This is a genomic window from Lysinibacillus sp. UBA5990, from assembly GCF_002429815.1.
GTDB classification, from domain to species: Bacteria; Bacillota; Bacilli; order Bacillales_A; family Planococcaceae; genus Lysinibacillus; species Lysinibacillus fusiformis.
In genome coordinates this window covers 640,762-659,522 of the sequence record NZ_DJAY01000015.1, presented here as the reverse complement: position 1 = coordinate 659,522, position 18,761 = coordinate 640,762, and the positions used below count along the sequence as shown (strand labels likewise).

Genomic DNA, 18,761 nt, shown 5'->3' with positions numbered 1-18,761 from the left:
CGAAGTATTTATAAAATTTATATACTTACTCAAGTAACGAAAGGAGTGTTGACGTATGCCAACTACTAGAAAAGAAAGTCTATATTTTGGTTTAATAATGTGTTTTGGAATGGTACTTTTTATGACCCTTTATAACTTCTACCTTAATGATATATTTGGGCAAATTTCTTTCTTAGGTGGAATTACTGATTTTTTTATAGGTTTTATTGTTGCTATCATTCTTGACTTGTACCTAGTGGGACCTATAGCTAAAAAAATAGCATTCAAATTAACAGCAAATACATCAAATGTTCTATTTAAGATTCTAACAATATCTACATGCATGGTTATTGGAATGGCTTTTTTTATGTCTATTTATGGTTTGATAATAAGTTATTTTCACAATGGATTGTATTCCAATTCTGTTATTAAAGAATTCCTTTCTGTGTTTTGTAGGAATTTTATTGTAGCATTGCCTTTGCAAATTATTGTTATGGGGCCAATTGTACGTTTTTTATTTAATAAGTTTATAAAAACTTCTCAAAATAATTTAGTTTTAAAAAATTAAGCTGAAACTATATTATTTACGTTTTAAGTAACCTTAGAGATTTATTCTTTTTGGTTACTTTTTTACTGAACATTTTCTTTCAAGTATGCAAAACCACTTTTAAAGGTTAACTAAAAAGACACAACTCCTTTTATAGGGATGGCGACCTATAATGGAATAACTAAATATGATTTCAATTATAAAACAAATTATTTCTCCCAAATTAATACAGCACGTTCTAAAACTGAATCCCAAGAATCCTTTCCAGCAACGATTTTTTCTACATCATAGTCCACATAATACACAGCATCAATTTTTTCACTTTCATCAAACTTCCAGATATAATCCTGCTCATTGAGATTCTTCTCGTTATTAATTAGGCTTCTTGAAGGCGAATCAGCAATTGTTTTTGTATAAAAGATAAAACTCACATTCTTCTTCTCACCGTCAATTACCATTGGACTAGGGTAGGTCCCGTGAAAAGTAGCATAACTTTTTCCGTAATAATGAGAAACCAATTGGTTATCATTTTGCATTTCAATTTTAAATAGATTTTTCGAGTACGGAATAACCCTTTCATAATAAAAAATACATAGATACGCTCCTAATAAAATGATAGCTGTAGCAAATATGGAGGCAAGTGAAATGATTACTTTTTTCATACGCCATTTTTTACCAACACTCTTAAATAGAGAGACTTTATTGTCTACTGGAATATAAAGATCTCGTTTCATGGATTCGTACTCCTTTTGACATTTATTACAATGCTGTAAATGCTCATCTACCATTTCTTTTGTATCTTGACTAACTACTTCATCAATATAGAGAGGTAAAATATCTTGAATGATTGTGCATTTAACCTCTTTCATGACCCATCTCCTCCATATACTCAATAATTTTTTTCCTCGCTCTGTAATAGGTCACTCTTGCCCATCCTGCACTTTTTCCGAAAAGATGCCCTATTTTCTCAAAGGGTAATTCACCAAAAGTACGTAGTGAAAAGACCTCCTTATACGGCTCATTCATAGAGTGAAGAAACTGATGAACAGTAAAGGCATCTTCCTCGTTCATCAAATGCTTTACAATTTGCACGCCCATATTTGATTCTTCTACTACATCTGAATCTATTTGTCGTTTCTTTTTTTTGTAGTGCGAGAAATATGTATTTTTTGCAATTGTATAAAGCCACGCTCGAATATCTTTAGAACCATCAAATTTTTCAATTGATTTTAACACTTTAAAAAATACCTCTTGCGTAATTTCTTCAGCTATACTCTCATCGTGGCTTAATGATCTGATAAACAAATAAACTTCTTTAAAGTATTCGCGATAGATTTCTTCAAAGTCGATCTCTTTTCACCTCTTTCACTTATATAACTCCCAGAATTTAATTACGTTACAAAAATTTTAAATATTTTACAATGGGCAATTATGTTATTTTTAATCTCCAATTGATTCAGGATCAACATACTATATTTAATTTTCAATTAAAATAGGCATATTCAAAAGAATATACCTCATCATTCTTTAACTACTTCTATAATTTAGGCACAATATCATTTCCAGATGCAACCAATTAATACCCAATTTTTTCCTAACGGCCCTTTAACAAAGGCATACGGCATAACTCTTTTTCAAGAATAGCGCCCGATTGTTGAATATGAGGGTATTTCCATAATCTGATTATTATATTTAATTTTTTATCGGTTTACCATAACATATCAAAATGAGGTTTTATTAAAATGAAAATAAGAATTATAATTGGTTGTGTTAGAATGGTTTGAAGGTTGTTATTTCCAAGTCTTCATGATACTAGTAAATTCACAGACTTCTAACCTGAAAATAGTTTAAATTTTCGAGGGTGATAATTTGAAAATTTCAATAGAAGAAATAAGTAGAGAACTGGAAGAAGAAATCCTCATTAAGTGTCATGAGGTAGACGAAGAAATACATGAAATCGTAAGTAAACTAAAAACTGAGACTCTCATAATACTCGGATCTATATTCGTTCAGAGGATGGAAGAGTAACGATGATCAATTCAGATTTTAGAAAAGAATTCGAAAATAAGAATAAGGGTCTTTATTCGAATGAAGAACAGTACAATCTCATTCAAAAATGGATGAAACTGCGAACAGACGATATGAATTTTGTCATTGATACTATACTTACAAAAGTCAAAAGTGACAATGACCCTATTTTTCAACATATCAATACAGAGAAAATTGGTGTGTTTGGGCACTCAATGGGAGGTGCTGCAAGTGTGTGGCTAGGCAGAACACGCGATGATGTAAGTGCAGTAGCAAATATCGATGCCCCTTTCTTTAGTGAACTTGTTTATAATAAAGCAGATGATAATTTTATAGCAAGTAGCAAAACCTATACAACCCCACTTTTTAACATTTATTCGGACGATGTTTGGAGACAATTGGATAGTGTTCCTGTTTATGTAGCGAATAAACTCAACAATAAACAGTTGGAAGGAGCATATACTACCCATTTTAAAGGGGCAAAACATTTAAGTTTGACCGATTTACAGCTTTTCTCGCCTATACTTGCGAATAAGCTGCATGGTGGAAAACCCAACATCAATCCATATTACTGTATTGAAATAGAAAATGAATTAATTCTTAAATTTTTTGACTATGAATTAAAAGGCATTGGTCATTTCAATCCCAAGAAGACATATTAATTTCGTATCTAAATAGACTTAGGTTTTGTACAAAATTCCTGCCATACCTGGCAACACAAAGAGACTGCGACTTAACTAATGAGCTCTCTGCGAAAGCCGTATCTACTTATGATACGGTTCACCATGCATAATGCTATATAAGCAAATATTTATTCGACAATCTGAACACCAAAGTTCATCCTAAAAATTACTAGTTATAATGTTGCACATTTTATAAACAATACGGATGAAACATGTTAATTACTTTAAATATTGACTTGTAATTGTAGTAGCGATAATCATATTTGCTTACACAATTCCAATCTTCGAAATTATTACGAATTCATCATCTGGCTCAAAATGCTTTATGCTTTGGTAAGGATTTTTTCAAAGCAACAAGCGATTTCTCATTGTAGAGAAATCGCTTGTTTTTTTATAATTGATATAACTTAGTATATTTATCCAGCAAATAATCGGCTAAATACTTGGCATTTAAGCCTTCCCCTGTCGCTTCTTTTAGCAATTCGAATGGTTTTTTCAATGCCCCATATTGATGGACCTTGTCTGTTAACCATTCTCGAATTGGTAGCAGCTCGCCCTTTTCTAGTAGCTCATCAAAATGAGGAATATCCTTATCCATCGCATGCTTCCATTGTGCTGCATAAATCATTCCTAACGCATAAGATGGGAAGTAACCAAACATACCACCTGACCAATGCATGTCTTGTAGTACTCCCATTGCATCTGTCTCAGGGCGAATGCCTAAGTATTCCTCGTACTTATCATTCCATACTTGTGGGAGATCCTTCGCCTGTAATTCTCCATTGAACAGGTCACGTTCAATTTCATAGCGAATCATGATATGTAGTGGATACGTTAGTTCATCTGCTTCAATACGAATGAAAGATGGTTCTACCATATTAATGGCACGTAAAAATTCGTCTAATGCAACATCACCAAATTGTTCTGGTGAGAAATGTTGAAGGCGCTCGTAGTTATGCTCCCAGAACTTTTCATTTCTGCCGACAAAGTTTTCATAAAATAATGATTGGGATTCATGAATCCCCATTGAAGTACCAGTAGCTAATGGCAAACCTGCAAGTTTTTCATCAATGTTTTGCTCATACATTGCGTGACCGCACTCATGAATGGTACCAAAAATGGCCGAACGGAAATCACTTTCATCATACTTAGTGGTAATACGAGCGTCACCATAGTTTAAGCCGATCATGAATGGATGGACACTTTCATCCAAACGGCCAGCATCAAAGTCGTAACCAAGTTGAGCTAGCATTTCTAGTGATAGTTCACGCTGAGCTTCACGTGGAAAATGCTTAAATAACATGCTTGTATCTGGTTTATTCGATGAATCAGCAATTTTTTGTACAAGCGTTACAATGGATTCTCGTAAATCACCAAATACTTGGTCTAATACATCTGTCGTCATGTCAGGTTCATATAAATCGAGCAATGTATTATATGGAGATCCATTTTTAATGCCCCAATATTGAATGAATTTTTTTTGCCATTGAATAATTTCCTCTAAAAATGGAAGGAATAATTCAAAATTATTGCTTTCCTTTGCTTCTTCCCAAGCCGTTTCCGCCTTCGATTGTAGAATAACAAATTCTTTATACTCTTCAGCAGGGATTTTTTTATTTTGATCATAATTCTTTCTTACTTCTTCTACTAAACGAAGTGTTACATAATCAAGATCTGATTTTTTTGTCTCTAAGGCTAATAGTAGATCACCTAATTCTTCACTCGTTTGCATATCAAATAAGGAGGCTGATAATGTACCTAATACCTCTGAACGTTGTGCTAACCCTTTTTTAGGTGCTCCCGTTCTCATATCCCAATAAATCACATTAAGTGCTTCCTCATAATGCTGCATCTTTTTAACATAGTCAGTAAATTGTTGAACAGTCATGCTTTCATCCTCCTTGTGCTATAAGTTTATCATATTTTCGAAAATTTTGTATATTGTGGACCGTTTAGTAGTTTTACTCAATTTTTTCATTTTTCACTTTATCTATTATTTTTAAATACTGTGTATCTCCGAGCCCATATTGAGGAAAGAGGCGAAATAATTGTGGTAACATTTCCTGTGGAGACTGATCAAGATGTTTCTTAATATACGTTGAAATATCATTTTCTTCTTTTAAATAGTCAAAATATAATTGAATGCCTTGATACATTACTGGTAAAAGCGTTGCCTCTGGGATACGATGACGGATCAAAACGTCTTGATAAATCTTTAAATAGTCTCCAAGCATGATCTCAATTTCATCCACATCATAGGTCTCTTCCTGTACCATATGGAAATAAACCTTGCCTTCGTATTTTTGCTGCTCCAGAAAAGCAAGTACAGTTAGTAAGTTCATTTGACAAAACATATCATCTCCAAACCATAAAACGATACATTGATAGTTTTTGATCCACAATGACTTTAAAGGATTCACTGTTATACGCTCATAGTCCTGCACCGTTACTTGGTGTCCAGCGGCACGAATGTTGTTAAATTCTTCACCAAAAATGGGGCTAGCTGTTGGATTGGTACACATGGCTTCATTAAAAGGTACATAATCACTGCTCCCCATTAATTGCTGTTTCGAAAACTCCTCGTACATCATTTGACCATTTAAAACATTCAATACCGCTTGATCATATTGCGCATGCATTTTCTCTTGCAATGCTTCAATTTTTAATTTTGAAGAAATATCCATTGTAAACCAGCCTCTTTCATCCTTTAAATTCTTTTTTACAAATGTTTGCAAAGGTTGTGGGGACTTTCGGAATTCATGAGGGCTTATACCAAAGGCTTTTTTAAAGGCTCTAGAAAAGGATTCCTGTGTTGAAAAGCCATAATGTAAGGCAATATCGATCATTTTTGCTTCCGACCTTTTTAACGCTTCAGAGGCCAAATAGACCTTGCGTAATGAAACATATTTTTTAATGGTGATCCCCGTTATTTGATGGAATTTAAACGAACAATAATACGGGGAATAGCTCATATCCTTCCCTAAATGTTCTAATGAAAAGCCTTCTAAGAGATGATCTTCAATCCAATCAATCATCTCTTGTATGATGTTATTCATCCTCATCCCTCCTACTTTGATTATAGTAGAGGTGATATGGTTTGTTATGATATAGGTTGTGATATTATTGCACTAATGTTGGAATAATATGTTCTTTGATAAATGACCATCTATCTGGAGCATTGACCATAAAGAGTGAAGAGATAGCAACTACTGTGTTCAATGAAGGAATACAACAGATTATATTGCCGCCATCGCCAACTGCAGCATAAGAAAATAAATCTTCCTCCTCTCGTAGCCACCATAAATAACCATAATGATGTGAATTTCGCGCGATAGATTCTTGAATCCATGCTTTTGACAGAATTCTTTGGTGATTCCATAAACCCTCATTCATATATAAAGAGCCTATTCTGGCCATAGGATTTTAAACGGTTAATAAAGAGCATTTTTTTCAACTGTTTAATGGAATAATAGCGATAGCCGTTTTCTTCATTTATCTCCTCAGGATGAATTAAACCAATTTCATCGTAATAGCGGAGCGTTTTCGTTGATACACCACAAATTTTCGAAAATTCACCAATTGATATCACACCATCACTTCTCCCTTTCAACTCTGTCTTATATCCGTTATACACTTTCCCCTTAGGGCAAAGTCAACTTCCTTTAACTTATTTGGATAAAAAGCACTTTTTACAAAATAAAAAAACTGTAGCAAACGATGCGCTTGCTACAGCTCGTCCTCTCTTAATCAAAGAGAGGTATATATTTAGGGGAATTTTCACTAGCTTTCGAGTAATGTTCGGTTTCCAATCAAACATTTTTAGGAGCTGCCATTCATTTTCAATCGAAAGAAAGATGGGGATTCTTTCTATTCATCGAAAGTAGAGTCTGTTTACTCTATGTTTTGGCAAATAGCAATTACTTGTTTAACAGCCTCCGCAGAATGCTGAAGGGCTGCTTGTTCTTCATTTGTTAGGTGCAATTCGATTACAGATTCAATACCATTGCCGCCTAAAATTGTTGGTACTCCTAGATACAGGTTTTGGTACCCATATTCACCTTCTAATAGGGCAATTGAAGGGACAATTTTCCGTTGATCTTTGATAATGATTTCGACCATTTGCGCGCATGCAGCAGCTGGTGCATAATACGCACTACCATTTCCTAATAAACCGACAATTTCACCGCCACCTTTACGTGTACGTTCGACGATTTGCTGGAGTCTATCCTGGGGGATGAGTTTTTCTAGCGGGATACCTCCTGCATAGGAATAACGGATTAAAGGTACCATTTCATCACCATGTCCACCTAGTACAAAACCAGAGACATCTTCAGGTGCAATTTGTAGCTCCTGTGCAACAAACGTGTTGAAGCGAGCTGTATCTAACACACCAGACTGACCAATGATACGATTTTTAGCAAAGCCTGTTTCCTTGTGACAGACATACGTCATGGCATCAACCGGATTACTCAACACTAGGACAATACTATTTGGAGCATAGTGTTTAATTTGTCTTGAGACCTGTTGAATAATCTTTGCATTCGTTGTCACTAAATCATCACGGCTCATGCCTGGCTTACGAGGGATTCCGGCTGTTATGACTACGATGTCTGCACCAGCAATATCCTCATAATTACTTGTCCCTTTTATAGATACATTAAACTTTTCTATTGGACCTGTCTGTAGTAAATCCAATGCCTTCCCTTTTGTTGGGTTCTCAGCTTCGGGTATATCAACAAGCACAACATCGCCTAGTTCCTTTTGTGCTAAAAATAAACTCAATGTAGAACCGGTATGTCCGGCACCAATCACAGCGATTTTATTTTTACGAAATGCCATTATGCTTCACCTCGATTATCTGTCGCTGGTGTTGCTTCGATTGTTTTTTTAGCACGTGTTGATGTAGATGCAGAAACTGGCTTTTTCTTCGGTGCTTCTGGTCCATTAATCATTTGGAAAACCTCTTCATCAGGTCTTGGAATTACGTGAGCGCCTAATAATTCTCCAACACGCATAGCAGCCGCTTTTCCAGCTTCTACCGCTGCTTGTACAGAACCAACGTCACCTTTCACGACCACTGTCACAATGCCACCATCTACGAATTCCTGCTTGACGATTGTCACGTCTGAAGCTTTAATCATCGCATCAGCCGCTTCATAAGAGCCTACCAATCCTTTTGTCTCAATCATTCCAATTGCGCTACTCATTGTCCTCACCTCTCATCACTTCAGTAGAATCAATAATACCAATGACAACTGCATCGATTGGTAACGGATTTTCTTTCATAATATAGCGTGATGAACCGCCACTTGTTATTAGGACATCATCACCAATCCCTGCACCGATACGATCAGCTGCTACAATTTCAGTGCGAATCGGCTGTTGATTGGAGTCAATTGGTTGAATGATTAGTAGTTTTAAACCATTCAGCCCTTCCTCCTTACGTGTTGCCCATACACTGCCTATCACTCTTCCCATTTGCATGAACTTCACCCTCTTTATGCTTCACAGATTAGATTGCTACTCAGAACGGATCGTTAACGTTTTATTTAACTCTCGCAGCTTATCATAAGCTAACGCCGTTACAATGGTTTTCTTTGGCACGACAATTTCTTGCGCTTCTATTTCTAACACTTCAAGTTGTGAAAGTAGCTTTTTATCATAATGATAGATAGCTGGTTTTTCTACCTTCGCTACGACTGGAGACTGCTCTTTCACTGGAATCGGTTGCTCATTCACTTGATGTTGAACGATTTCTGCTACTGTTCCTTGTTGAATTAAACCTGCATTGGCTTCATCTGTATCAATATGCATCTCTAATCGATAACGCTCAGATACACGGATAACCACATTCGATAAAATAATTGGGCGAATACCTTCTACCTTGATTTGTACAGACTGTCCATCTACTACATTGAATTTCGCACTGTCTTCAGGGGACATATGAATGTGTGCTTGTGCAATAATGAGTCCTTCATTTAGCACAGCACTCCCCTTTGGACCAATCAATGTAACAGGGCTAGAGCCTTGTATATCACCTGAAATTCTTAATGGTGGTTTTATCCCTAGTTTCATGGCATCTGTCCAGCTGACTTCCACTTGAGACAATGAACGAGCCGGACCCAGTATACGTACACGCTCAATCGATCCTTTTGGACCAGCAATGACTACGGTTTCCTCCGCAGCAAATTGCCCAGGTTGTGAAAGCTCAAACTTTGGTGTAAGCTGATAATTTTCACCAAAGAGCTGTTCCACTTCTGCTTGTGCAAGGTGGACATGGCGGGCGGATACACCAATTGGAATTTTACCGTCATGTGGAGGGGAAGATTGATTTTTTAAAACTTGCTGTAGAACTTCTTCTACAATTTTTTGCACTAAATTTTCTTGCATCTTGCCTCCTCCTTACGATGTTACTTTTATTAACGTTCCTTGTGCTTGTTGTTCAATAAAACCAGCGTTTGCTTCATCCGTATCAATGTGCATTTCCAAACTAAAATCATTGGAAACGCGTACAACTACACCACGGAATGTAACTGGACGGTCACTGATTACTTCTACAGAAACCAAATCATTATTTTGAACTTCCAATGCTTTCGCGTCATCCTCAGTCATATGAATATGTGCCTGCGCAATAATGACTCCTTGCTCAATGGACAATTCATGTTGTTGGCTAATAATTTTGATGCCTGCTGAGTTGTCAATATCTCCTGACTGTCTTAGCGGAGGGGTTACTCCTAGTTTCATCGCATCTGTTCGGCTGACTTCCACTTGAGTAGCTGCTCTTACGGGACCAAGTACTCGGACATTATGAATAACGCCTTTCGGTCCCTCAATGGAGACACGCTCCTTAGCAGCAAATTGTCCAGGCTGTGATAAGTCAAAATCCTTTGTTAACGTTGCTTGTGGACCAAAAAGTGCTTGTAAATCCGCTTCACTTAGATGGATATGACGAGCCGAAATGGCCACTGGAAATGTTTTTGTCGCTGTTGTCACGTTAGCCACCTCTATATTAAATGGATTGTTGTTCCTTGATGACAAGAGGAGAGCTGTCCTTTAATTGGATCAGCTCTCATTGCTGATATATTAAGCTTCTGCTTTTGGTAAAATCATTTCTAATTCGTGATGTGGACGTGGGATTACATGAACTGATAAAAGTTCCCCTACACGTTGTGCTGCTGCTGCACCTGCATCTGTTGCTGCTTTAACAGCACCTACATCTCCACGAACAAGAACCGTTACGATACCGCCACCAACATGTACTTTACCTACTAAATTAACGCTTGCCGCTTTTACCATTGCGTCTCCTGCTTCGATTGCTCCTACTAAACCTTTTGTTTCTACCATTCCTAATGCTGTACTCATTTGTCATTCCTCCAAATTATTTATTTTGTAATGTGATTTGTTTTAATACTTGATCAACGATTTGTTGAACCATTTTTGTGTCTAAAGAAGACTCCTGTGATACAACTGACTCAACAACGGACTGCACTTCAAACTCTGGTTTTGGCACGTCTACATCCTTAATGCCATAAGCCATGCGTTTAATGTTTAAAAGATGTCTTGCTGTAATGTTATCCGACGTAATATTGCCGCCAAATGTACCACAGCCTAATGTAAAGGATGGTGCTAATCCAGTTGTGCCACCTACTGCACCAATAGATGATAGTGTATTCACTACAATACGAGATACTGGTAACTCAACGGAGAATTGCTCTGCTAAAGCTGCATTTTCAGTATGAATCGAGCATGTATGTCCGCGTCCACCAATATTTAAAAGGTCAATCATCACTTGCTTAGCTTCTGTACTGTTTTCTACCGTATAGAGGGCAAAGATAGGTGATAATTTTTCAAGAGAAAACGGGATATTCTTACCAATCATCGTTTCTAAGCCAACAAGTACTTTAGTATCCTCTGGTACAGTGATGCCTACAGAATCCGCTAAGCAGGTTGCTGATTTGCCGACGATTTGTGGATTCACCTTTCCAGGAACTGGTGAAATTAATTTCTCCATTTTAGCTTTTTCTTCAGCATTTAATAGATATGCACCGTTTTTCTTTAATTCTGTTTGTACCTGCTCGGCAATTGCTTTATCTACAATAATAGCTTGCTCTGTAGCGCAAATGGTGCCATTATCAAACGATTTACTGTGCACCAATTGACGTACAGACTTTTGAATATTTGCTGATTTTTCGATGTAGGCAGGGACATTCCCTGGTCCTACTCCATAAGCAGGTTTTCCTGAGCTATATGCCGCCTTCACTAATGCGCCGCCACCTGTTGCTAAAATCAAATGAATATCAGGATGCTTCATTAGCTGCTGTGTTGCCTCCATAGAAGACATCGTTAAGCATTGCAGTAAACCCTCTGGTGCACCTGCTTGTTCTGCAGCTACTCGGCAAACGTCTAACGCCTCTTTTGTACATTTCACAGCATATGGGTGAGGACTTAGCACTAAGGCATTTCTCGTTTTCAAAGAAATTAATGTTTTAAAAATGGCTGTTGATGTTGGATTCGTCGTTGGCACAATCCCTGCAATAACCCCAAAAGGACTTGCAATTTCTGCCACTTTTTTCATACGATCATAGCCTACGATACCAACCGTTTTTAATTCTTTAATATCTTCATAGACATCTCGTGAAGCAACTTCATTTTTCATTTTTTTATGATTAGGGATACCCATCCCTGTTTCTTGCACAGCCATTTTGGCTAAGCGATCAGCTTCCTTAAAGGCAGCATCCGCAACAGCTTTCACGATGCTGTCTACTTGTTGCTGTGAAAATTGCATATAGGCAGCTTGTGCTGTATTAGCATGTTTAACAGCATCTCTCATTTCTTGAATAGCTAATAAGTCTTTGTCTAATGTGGCCATAAAGCCGCCTCCTTTCTAAATCACTGGGTTTCTTGCTAAATTTTCGATGGCTTCTCTAAAAGCTTGTGCCGCAGCATCGCAGGAAGATTGGCTGCCACTTAATAAACCGCCACCAAAATTGGTTTCCGAGGGAGGGCCAAAGAAAACCTTTAGCTCTACATCTGCCGCCTTTAATGCTGCGTCTAAACCAACAACTGCCTCCAATGGCGGTGCGATTAAATACGCAAGAGGTGTGCCAACCTTTACATCTGCTAGATCAGCAAGATATGTCCCACAGCTTGCCACGGTATGGGCAAACAAAGCATGGTTTTCATTGTTATTAATAGCTTCAAAGTACGTGTCAAACTCTATTTTCTGTTGAATGGCATCTAGACCGCTACGAATTTCATCAGGCGAGCTCCCAGCAATAATGCCAATAACCTCCCCCGACAAGGGACCAGATGAATGTGCCGCTCCCGCATAGAAACTTTTCGCATAGACAACATCAATATCTGCCTTCTTCGTTGCTTCATCTAGTGCTACATATCCTACATCATCAATCGTGAGGGTCACGAGCCCAATACTATGATGGTGCGGCTTCAAATCTAGCTGCTCTGCTAATTCACTGTTGACTCTTGGAATAGTTTGCATCGCCAAAATTTGGGCCATTATTTTTTGAGGATTCATATTTCAGCCTCCTAACCTTCTTTTGCGACAAGCTCTACCCCACTTGCCTCGTAATGCAAGATTTTTTGTACGATTGTTCCAAGGTACGCACCCGCCTCTAATGGTGGGATGCCTCCTTTATGGATATTAGATATGACCATGCGCTCTGCTTCTACTGTGCCGATTCTAGGTTTATAGCATAAATAAGCACTCATCGATTCAGCTGATACTAGTCCAGGACGCTCACCAATTAAATAAACAATAACCTCCGCCTGTAACAACTCACCGATTTCATCCATGAGAGCCACTCGGCCTTTATCAATATAGAACGTTGTGCCGATATCAATATTTAAATTGCTAAGACTTTGCTGAAGCGCTAAATAAACATCTTGTACATTTTCCTCAATCGCACTCGCACTTAAGCCATTCGAAATAATAATCTGTACTTTTGGCTGTTGCTTGCACTTTTGTTGAATTAATGACTTGGCTTCATCTGATAAACGACGACCTAAGTCAGGTCTTGTAATGTATTCTTCTTTATCTGTTACTTTCGTTGTCACTTGAAAGACATCAAGTTTTTGTAAAAGATCTTCTGTCACTTCACCATACACAGCGTCCACTGCAGCGGCATGATCGAGACGGAACTTTAACCATGTTTTTGTTTTTGGTCTTGTGCCCGCTCTACCTACTCCAATTCGAGCTGGTGTATGTTTTTTAGCTGCCTGAATACTTTCCGTTAATGTGTCTGCTTCGAACTGAAAAGGCTTAATGGGTACAGCTACATTTACCGGTTGTTCAAAAGTTGCAGGTGCTATATGTGCCTGCTGAGGAATTCCGTGCTGATACAGCTGAATTAATGGTTCACTTGTTGTAGACATAGGTTCTGCTATTTCTGTAGCCCCACTAGTTGCTGTTGTATCATAGAACTTAATAAGCGGCTCCTCTGTTTGTGTTGCAATTACCTCAGGTGCTTGCCCCTCAGTAGTTTTCTCCATCTTTTCCATGACAAGTTGTGTAATCATAGAGACTAATTGATCATTCACTCGACTCACCTACCTTTCAAAAATGGATAAATCGCCAGCCCTAGCTGAAAGTCGACCATTTTCATAAATGCCCATCTTCTCAAGCCATGCTAAATATTCTGGTGCTGGTTTTTTTCCAAATGTTTGTAGTAATGTAGCTACATCATGGAAGCTCATTGATTGATAGTTGAGCATGACATCATCACCCATTGGCGCCGCAATAATAAAGTTAACGCCAGCCGCTGTCAGTAACACACTTAAATCTTCTACATCATTTTGATCTGCCTTAATATGGTTTGTATAACAAATATCTACACCCATAGGGATACCATGCATTTTGCCCATGAAGTGATCTTCTAGACCCGCTCGTATTACTTGTTTATTGTTGTATAAATACTCCGGGCCGATAAAACCAACTACCGTGTTTACGATATATGGATTGAAATGTCTAGCAAATCCATAATTGCGAGATTCAAGTGTTACTTGGTCGATGCCCATATGAGCTTCTGCTGATAGTTCCGAGCCTTGCCCTGTTTCAAAGTAGAATAGGTTCGGACCAGTACCCGTTCCCTGCCTTTTAATGAGCTCTTCTGCTTCTCGTATTAAATCTGCTGAAATCCCAAATGAACGGTTGGCAATTTCAGTGCCAGCAATACTTTGGAAAATCATATCAGCTGGTGCGCCCTGTTTAATGGCCTTCATCTGTGTCGTAATATGGGCTAATACACAATTCTGCGTAGGAATTGACCAATCATTGATAAATTCTTTTGTAGCAGTTAACACCTTTTTGACACTTTCTACTGAATCATCCACAGGATTAATACCAATAACTGCATCACCAATACCATAGGAAAGACCTTCCTTTAGGGAAGCAATAATACCGTCGATATTGTCTGTTGGATGGTTTGGCTGTAAACGTGAGGACAGCGTACCTTTTTGACCGATAGTAATATTACATGTCGATAAAATTTCTACTTTATTGGCTGCATGAACAAGATCTAGATTTGACATTAGCTTCGTGACAGCCGCAATAATTTCAGAGTTCATGCCTTTGCTTAAACGCTTTAACTCACGATCACCAGTATCATTCGATAAAATATATTCGCGTAGCTGCTCAATGCTCCAGTTTTTGATTTCTCCATATATTTGCTCATTAATGTCACCCTCAATAATGCGTGAAACTTCATCATTTTCTTGCGGCACTAATGGATTTTCTCGGATATCTTTCACTAGCAGCTCACTTAGTACTGCCTTCGCTGCTATACGTTGCTGGACGGTCTCAGCTGCAATTCCCGCTAGCTGATCACCTGATTTTTCTTCATTGGCCTTGGCCATGACATCTTTTAATGATTTAAAATTATATTTCTCTCCACCAAATATCACCGATAAATTCACATTCATCCTCCTTACTTTGAGTGGAAGGCAAGTGTTTTCACAACAACTGGAACAACGCCTGATGGCAGAACCTCTCCAATGTCAATGTAATCACCCGTCTCCACTTTGATTTGATCGATGCAAATAATTGGGACTGTCGGATTGATTGCTTGTATGGTTTGTCCAATAATCTTTGCATAATCTGATTGAATGACTATGATAATTGGTATGTCCTTGGAGCATCTTGTTGCCAAATGTTGCAAAATGGCCTCACACAATGCATGTACACCCTGAAAGCTTAAATATGGCAATTCACTAAAATAGAGTGCAAATGGTGCACGATAATCCTGTATTGCAAATAAATCATCTGCTCGCTCCACCGCTGTTTTCACCGTGCTGTTATAGTCTATTGCTGTTGCATCCATATGGCAGTTAAACACAGGAACATTTTTGAGTGGTAACACCTCTGCATCCACCTGGATGGTTGCCCCACTAATTTCCGTAGTTTGTGTACCTGCACCAGTGACGGTAGCACGAGCGGTTTCTTTTGGTTGGAGCCATAAAAATGATTGCAGCTGCTCATGCTGAACGAGCATTTTCGCTAATCGTTCACCAATATCATCATATTGACGCTGTGTACATTCATTTTCATAAATACAAGAGGCTACTCCTCCAGAAAAGACGATGGCATCTACTGGTTTATGCCAGTTTGGCAAATGCCCAAGTAATAATGGATGTTTGTCATCCGTACACTGACCCTTCAAAATTAAAGCAAGTGTACCGACCATTTCCTCTATACATTGCGTCACTCGAGCATCTTCTGCCGCATCACCGACGGATAACGGATTAGACCATTTTTCCATCAGTTCCATGAGTGGCGGAGAAATTGATTGAATCCTACCATTGTTAAATTCAATCAATCTACCACCAACATGTAAGGTACATGTCCCGATGACTTCTCCAAATTGCATCACTGCAATATTGGCAGTTCCACCACCAATATCAATATTGGCGATCACTTTAGAGGAATTTTTGGATTGCTGTAAAGTACCTGACCCTTTAGCCGCAATAATGCCTTCTAAATCAGGACCAGCAGTAGCAACTAAAAAATGACCAGCGCCGTCCGCAATGGTATGGACAACCTCTCTTGCATTTTCCTTCGTGGCAGATTCGCCTGTTATAATAATGGCGCCTGTTGAAATATCAGTTGGCGCGATTTTAGCCAATTGATACTGCTGAAAAATAAATTCTTCAATTTTTTTCACATCGATGATGTCTTTATTGATAAATGGTGTCTTAATGATGGGACTTTGATGTAACACCTTTTTCTCAATAATTTCAATCCTTGGCACATGTGTTACGCCAGCCACATTCTTTAACAAAAAACTACTAACTACCATTTTGGTCGTGCTTGTCCCAATATCAATACCAGCACTATAAATTTTTTCAGTCTTCACCCTACACCATCCTCTCGCTACTGTGAGCAATACATGAGATATGGACTATCGCAATCCTTCACGAATTGTTGAATTTCTTCGTGTGTATGAAGCTGAATAAGTGGCGCAATCCATTCAACGCCAAGCTTTTTCCACGAAGAAGTTTTCACGATAGGGCCCTGTGTCATCACATTTTTTAATAAACCTGTAGCTCTTTCTACATCTGCATCAGGTGCATCAATTTTTGTAATGACACCGATTTGTATTTTCGGAATCCCTAAGCTAAATTGCGGAGGAAACACACTTCTTGAAGATGTGGCATCCTGCAAATAAATGACATGTGTTACTTCCAACGAAGTGGCCATAATGTTTCTGTAATACATGGGATTTTCAATATATTCACCGGGTGTATCGACAATCCAGTCTTCATAAACGAGTGCTTGTGTTTTATTGGCACTGCTTTCTTTGCCCAACAAAGTATTCATCAATGTTGACTTTCCTGCTTGCACACCGCCTATTATCATTACTCGATTTTTCATACGACACATCCTATGATTTTGTTATTCTTGATGGTGTATAGCCTAATACCTCGGATAAAAAACGATTAATTTCTAACATTGCCATTTCCACCTCTGATACACTACCGACAATAACGAGACTGCCTGTAAAACGGTCTAAAAATCCTAATTTGACATTGGCAGCTTTGGTCGCTAAATCTCCTGCGATGATAACCGTTTCACTCGGAGTACACGTCATAATACCTAGTGCACCCGATTCTTGAATACCCAGTTTTTGAAACATCTCGGGGTCAGGGTTCGCAATAAGGTGACTCAATGTTAGCTGTTTACCCGGCACAAACTCCTGAATAAATCGTTTCTTTTCTTCACTCACACATCATCACCTCACTTTTAATGGATTAAGATTTTTGATCTAAATATTCGCCTTCTTTTATAATGCCTGCCTTGCGATCTTCCATTTCTAACCTTAAAGCAGTCGGTACAGAAAGCTTATACGCTAAAATAATCGCAATCACACCCGCTAAAAACTTACCAGCAATAACAGGTAAAATAATTGTCGGCTGGAAATTAGCTGTAAACGATAAGTGATCGCCTAATAAAAATGCTGAACATACACCAAACGCAATATTAATAACTTTATCTTTTGGTGGCATATGGCGAACAAGCGTGAACATCGCTAAGATATTAGCAATTGTTGCTAAAATCCCTGCGCTCCCTACGGATGATAGGCCCAATTTCTTACCAGCCGCTTCAAGTGGTTTCGATGCATATTTTCGAATTAAATAAACCATTGGGAATGCACCGGCTAGCATAATACCTATATAACCAGCTGTTTCTAATGCTCGGAATTGATCGATCTCATCAGCCATAATTGGATCGAAGCCCCATGCACCAAATATTTTTGTAAAAATACCCGTAAAAATTTCAACAATCGAGAACACTAATACCAATTTGATTCCCGCATCCATCACACGGCCGAATAACATGAAGCCTGCAATCATACCGTTTGGAATAAGCTTTAAGCCTAACGCGATTAACACAACAAAGATGAACAAAGGCAGTAAATTAATTAAAATTTGTAAAACAGAAATGGCAAATACATATGTAGGCGCCTCTGTTGTACTAATAACTTCACGTACTTCTGTGTTAAATAGCACGATCATAATCGATGAAATAAATGCACCAATCGGAATTGTTAATACGCCAGCCATAATACCAAGCGCCATATATTTATGATCACGCTTATCTAACATCGCAAGACCCATTGGAATCGAGAAGACAATAGTAGCACCTGACATAAATCCAACGACTAGAGCCATTACCCATCCCTCATATGACTCTTTTAAAGCATTGGCTAATTGGTAACCACCCATGTCCGAAGCTAAAATAGTTGTCGCTGCAATCGCAGGATCTGCACCAATTAACTCAAAAATCGGACTAATAAAATGACTAATAAACCATGTTAAGTAAGGTATAGCTGCCATGATCCCCGCTGCTGGGACGAAAATATGACCAACTGTATGGATACCATTCATAAACTCTTTACCAATTCCATACTCAGCATCTCGGATTGCTCCGATTGCCCCTAAAACAGCACAAATCATAATAATATAAACGATAATCGTTCCTATCATTGCCATCTTACTCATCACCCCTTTAT

Annotated in this window: 21 protein-coding genes and 1 pseudogene; 2 read left to right on the top strand and 20 right to left on the bottom strand. The window is 38.2% G+C overall.

Annotation, left to right across the window (positions count from 1 at the left end):
• Window positions 1–55: 55 nt before the first annotated feature.
• Window positions 56–547, top strand: a complete 492-nt coding sequence (locus tag B3D94_RS15690; RefSeq protein WP_291758242.1) for a DUF2798 domain-containing protein — start codon at window positions 56–58, stop codon at window positions 545–547.
• Between the two features lie 188 nt (window positions 548–735).
• Here B3D94_RS15690 and B3D94_RS15685 read toward each other — a convergent pair whose 3' ends face one another.
• Together B3D94_RS15685 and B3D94_RS15680 are read right to left on the bottom strand one after the other, a co-directional pair.
• Complete coding sequence (locus B3D94_RS15685) at window positions 736–1,395, bottom strand: zf-HC2 domain-containing protein (protein WP_291758241.1); 660 nt, start codon at window positions 1,393–1,395, stop codon at window positions 736–738.
• Window positions 1,382–1,861 (bottom strand): RNA polymerase sigma factor, encoded by a 480-nt coding sequence (locus B3D94_RS15680; protein WP_258268692.1) that lies wholly within the window; start codon window positions 1,859–1,861, stop codon window positions 1,382–1,384. The genes B3D94_RS15685 and B3D94_RS15680 overlap by 14 nt, the downstream gene beginning before the upstream one ends.
• 695 nt (window positions 1,862–2,556) lie before the next feature.
• Between B3D94_RS15680 and B3D94_RS15675 the strand changes: the two genes are divergently transcribed.
• Complete coding sequence (locus B3D94_RS15675) at window positions 2,557–3,216, top strand: hypothetical protein (RefSeq protein WP_291758240.1); 660 nt, start codon at window positions 2,557–2,559, stop codon at window positions 3,214–3,216.
• Window positions 3,217–3,628: 412 nt separating this feature from the next.
• Here B3D94_RS15675 and B3D94_RS15670 read toward each other — a convergent pair whose 3' ends face one another.
• The 18 genes and pseudogenes from B3D94_RS15670 to eutH all read right to left on the bottom strand — a co-directional run bounded on the left by B3D94_RS15670 (window position 3,629) and on the right by eutH (window position 18,741).
• On the bottom strand, window positions 3,629–5,125 hold the full coding sequence (locus B3D94_RS15670; protein WP_291758239.1) for a carboxypeptidase M32: 1,497 nt from the start codon (window positions 5,123–5,125) through the stop codon (window positions 3,629–3,631).
• Between the two features lie 73 nt (window positions 5,126–5,198).
• A complete protein-coding gene (locus B3D94_RS15665; protein WP_291758237.1) occupies window positions 5,199–6,293 on the bottom strand; it encodes a helix-turn-helix domain-containing protein in 1,095 nt (364 codons plus the stop codon).
• A 64-nt stretch (window positions 6,294–6,357) separates the two neighbouring features.
• Window positions 6,358–6,630: a hypothetical protein gene (locus B3D94_RS15660; protein WP_291758235.1), complete on the bottom strand. Its 273-nt coding sequence runs from the start codon at window positions 6,628–6,630 to the stop codon at window positions 6,358–6,360.
• Window positions 6,631–6,652: 22 nt separating this feature from the next.
• Window positions 6,653–6,826, bottom strand: a pseudogene (locus tag B3D94_RS15655) (MerR family DNA-binding transcriptional regulator); the annotation flags it as partial.
• Between the two features lie 302 nt (window positions 6,827–7,128).
• On the bottom strand, window positions 7,129–8,076 hold the full coding sequence (mdh, locus tag B3D94_RS15650) for a malate dehydrogenase (protein WP_012293774.1): 948 nt from the start codon (window positions 8,074–8,076) through the stop codon (window positions 7,129–7,131).
• Complete coding sequence (locus tag B3D94_RS15645) at window positions 8,076–8,444, bottom strand: BMC domain-containing protein (RefSeq protein WP_069480777.1); 369 nt, start codon at window positions 8,442–8,444, stop codon at window positions 8,076–8,078. The genes mdh and B3D94_RS15645 overlap by 1 nt, the downstream gene beginning before the upstream one ends.
• Window positions 8,437–8,721, bottom strand: a complete 285-nt coding sequence (locus B3D94_RS15640) for a EutN/CcmL family microcompartment protein (RefSeq protein WP_008176433.1) — start codon at window positions 8,719–8,721, stop codon at window positions 8,437–8,439. Before B3D94_RS15640 ends, B3D94_RS15645 begins: the two co-directional genes overlap by 8 nt.
• Window positions 8,722–8,757: 36 nt before the next feature.
• The gene (locus B3D94_RS15635) at window positions 8,758–9,627 is read right to left on the bottom strand and encodes a phosphate propanoyltransferase (RefSeq protein ID WP_291758231.1); all 870 of its coding nucleotides are present in this window, start codon (window positions 9,625–9,627) and stop codon (window positions 8,758–8,760) included.
• Window positions 9,628–9,639: 12 nt separating this feature from the next.
• Window positions 9,640–10,230 (bottom strand): phosphate propanoyltransferase, encoded by a 591-nt coding sequence (locus B3D94_RS15630; protein ID WP_069480775.1) that lies wholly within the window; start codon window positions 10,228–10,230, stop codon window positions 9,640–9,642.
• Window positions 10,231–10,320: 90 nt separating this feature from the next.
• The gene (locus tag B3D94_RS15625; RefSeq protein ID WP_008176438.1) at window positions 10,321–10,599 is read right to left on the bottom strand and encodes a BMC domain-containing protein; all 279 of its coding nucleotides are present in this window, start codon (window positions 10,597–10,599) and stop codon (window positions 10,321–10,323) included.
• A gap of 16 nt (window positions 10,600–10,615) precedes the next feature.
• Window positions 10,616–12,106 (bottom strand): aldehyde dehydrogenase family protein, encoded by a 1,491-nt coding sequence (locus tag B3D94_RS15620; RefSeq protein ID WP_069480774.1) that lies wholly within the window; start codon window positions 12,104–12,106, stop codon window positions 10,616–10,618.
• A gap of 15 nt (window positions 12,107–12,121) precedes the next feature.
• Window positions 12,122–12,772 carry an ethanolamine utilization microcompartment protein EutL gene (eutL, locus tag B3D94_RS15615; protein WP_291758228.1) on the bottom strand — a complete coding sequence of 217 codons (651 nt, stop codon included), beginning with the start codon at window positions 12,770–12,772 and terminating at the stop codon, window positions 12,122–12,124.
• Between the two features lie 11 nt (window positions 12,773–12,783).
• Window positions 12,784–13,794, bottom strand: coding sequence for an ethanolamine ammonia-lyase subunit EutC (gene eutC, locus B3D94_RS15610; RefSeq protein WP_193831456.1), 1,011 nt, complete (start codon window positions 13,792–13,794; stop codon window positions 12,784–12,786).
• 9 nt (window positions 13,795–13,803) lie between these two features.
• Window positions 13,804–15,174: an ethanolamine ammonia-lyase subunit EutB gene (locus B3D94_RS15605; RefSeq protein ID WP_069480771.1), complete on the bottom strand. Its 1,371-nt coding sequence runs from the start codon at window positions 15,172–15,174 to the stop codon at window positions 13,804–13,806.
• Between the two features lie 5 nt (window positions 15,175–15,179).
• Window positions 15,180–16,604, bottom strand: a complete 1,425-nt coding sequence (locus tag B3D94_RS15600; protein ID WP_291758226.1) for an ethanolamine ammonia-lyase reactivating factor EutA — start codon at window positions 16,602–16,604, stop codon at window positions 15,180–15,182.
• A gap of 17 nt (window positions 16,605–16,621) precedes the next feature.
• Window positions 16,622–17,122 carry a EutP/PduV family microcompartment system protein gene (locus B3D94_RS15595; RefSeq protein ID WP_008176450.1) on the bottom strand — a complete coding sequence of 167 codons (501 nt, stop codon included), beginning with the start codon at window positions 17,120–17,122 and terminating at the stop codon, window positions 16,622–16,624.
• Window positions 17,123–17,132: 10 nt separating this feature from the next.
• Window positions 17,133–17,474 carry an ethanolamine utilization microcompartment protein EutS gene (gene eutS, locus B3D94_RS15590; protein ID WP_012293763.1) on the bottom strand — a complete coding sequence of 114 codons (342 nt, stop codon included), beginning with the start codon at window positions 17,472–17,474 and terminating at the stop codon, window positions 17,133–17,135.
• A gap of 25 nt (window positions 17,475–17,499) precedes the next feature.
• Window positions 17,500–18,741: an ethanolamine utilization protein EutH gene (gene eutH, locus B3D94_RS15585; protein WP_008176453.1), complete on the bottom strand. Its 1,242-nt coding sequence runs from the start codon at window positions 18,739–18,741 to the stop codon at window positions 17,500–17,502.
• Between the last annotated feature and the right edge of the window lie 20 nt (window positions 18,742–18,761).

Excerpts from the sequence above, each read along its gene's own strand:
- B3D94_RS15690 (WP_291758242.1), top strand. The coding sequence starts at position 56 with ATGCCAACTACTAGAAAAGAAAGTCTATATTTTGGTTTAATAATGTGT.
- B3D94_RS15685 (WP_291758241.1), bottom strand. The coding sequence starts at position 1,395 with ATGAAAGAGGTTAAATGCACAATCATTCAAGATATTTTACCTCTCTAT.
- B3D94_RS15675 (WP_291758240.1), top strand. The coding sequence starts at position 2,557 with ATGATCAATTCAGATTTTAGAAAAGAATTCGAAAATAAGAATAAGGGT.
- B3D94_RS15670 (WP_291758239.1), bottom strand. The coding sequence starts at position 5,125 with ATGACTGTTCAACAATTTACTGACTATGTTAAAAAGATGCAGCATTAT.
- B3D94_RS15665 (WP_291758237.1), bottom strand. The coding sequence starts at position 6,293 with ATGAATAACATCATACAAGAGATGATTGATTGGATTGAAGATCATCTC.
- B3D94_RS15660 (WP_291758235.1), bottom strand. The coding sequence starts at position 6,630 with ATGAATGAGGGTTTATGGAATCACCAAAGAATTCTGTCAAAAGCATGG.
- mdh (WP_012293774.1), bottom strand. The coding sequence starts at position 8,076 with ATGGCATTTCGTAAAAATAAAATCGCTGTGATTGGTGCCGGACATACC.
- B3D94_RS15645 (WP_069480777.1), bottom strand. The coding sequence starts at position 8,444 with ATGAGTAGCGCAATTGGAATGATTGAGACAAAAGGATTGGTAGGCTCT.
- B3D94_RS15640 (WP_008176433.1), bottom strand. The coding sequence starts at position 8,721 with ATGCAAATGGGAAGAGTGATAGGCAGTGTATGGGCAACACGTAAGGAG.
- B3D94_RS15635 (WP_291758231.1), bottom strand. The coding sequence starts at position 9,627 with ATGCAAGAAAATTTAGTGCAAAAAATTGTAGAAGAAGTTCTACAGCAA.
- B3D94_RS15625 (WP_008176438.1), bottom strand. The coding sequence starts at position 10,599 with ATGAGTACAGCATTAGGAATGGTAGAAACAAAAGGTTTAGTAGGAGCA.
- B3D94_RS15620 (WP_069480774.1), bottom strand. The coding sequence starts at position 12,106 with ATGGCCACATTAGACAAAGACTTATTAGCTATTCAAGAAATGAGAGAT.
- eutL (WP_291758228.1), bottom strand. The coding sequence starts at position 12,772 with ATGAATCCTCAAAAAATAATGGCCCAAATTTTGGCGATGCAAACTATT.
- B3D94_RS15605 (WP_069480771.1), bottom strand. The coding sequence starts at position 15,174 with ATGAATGTGAATTTATCGGTGATATTTGGTGGAGAGAAATATAATTTT.
- B3D94_RS15595 (WP_008176450.1), bottom strand. The coding sequence starts at position 17,122 with ATGAAAAATCGAGTAATGATAATAGGCGGTGTGCAAGCAGGAAAGTCA.
- eutH (WP_008176453.1), bottom strand. The coding sequence starts at position 18,741 with ATGGCAATGATAGGAACGATTATCGTTTATATTATTATGATTTGTGCT.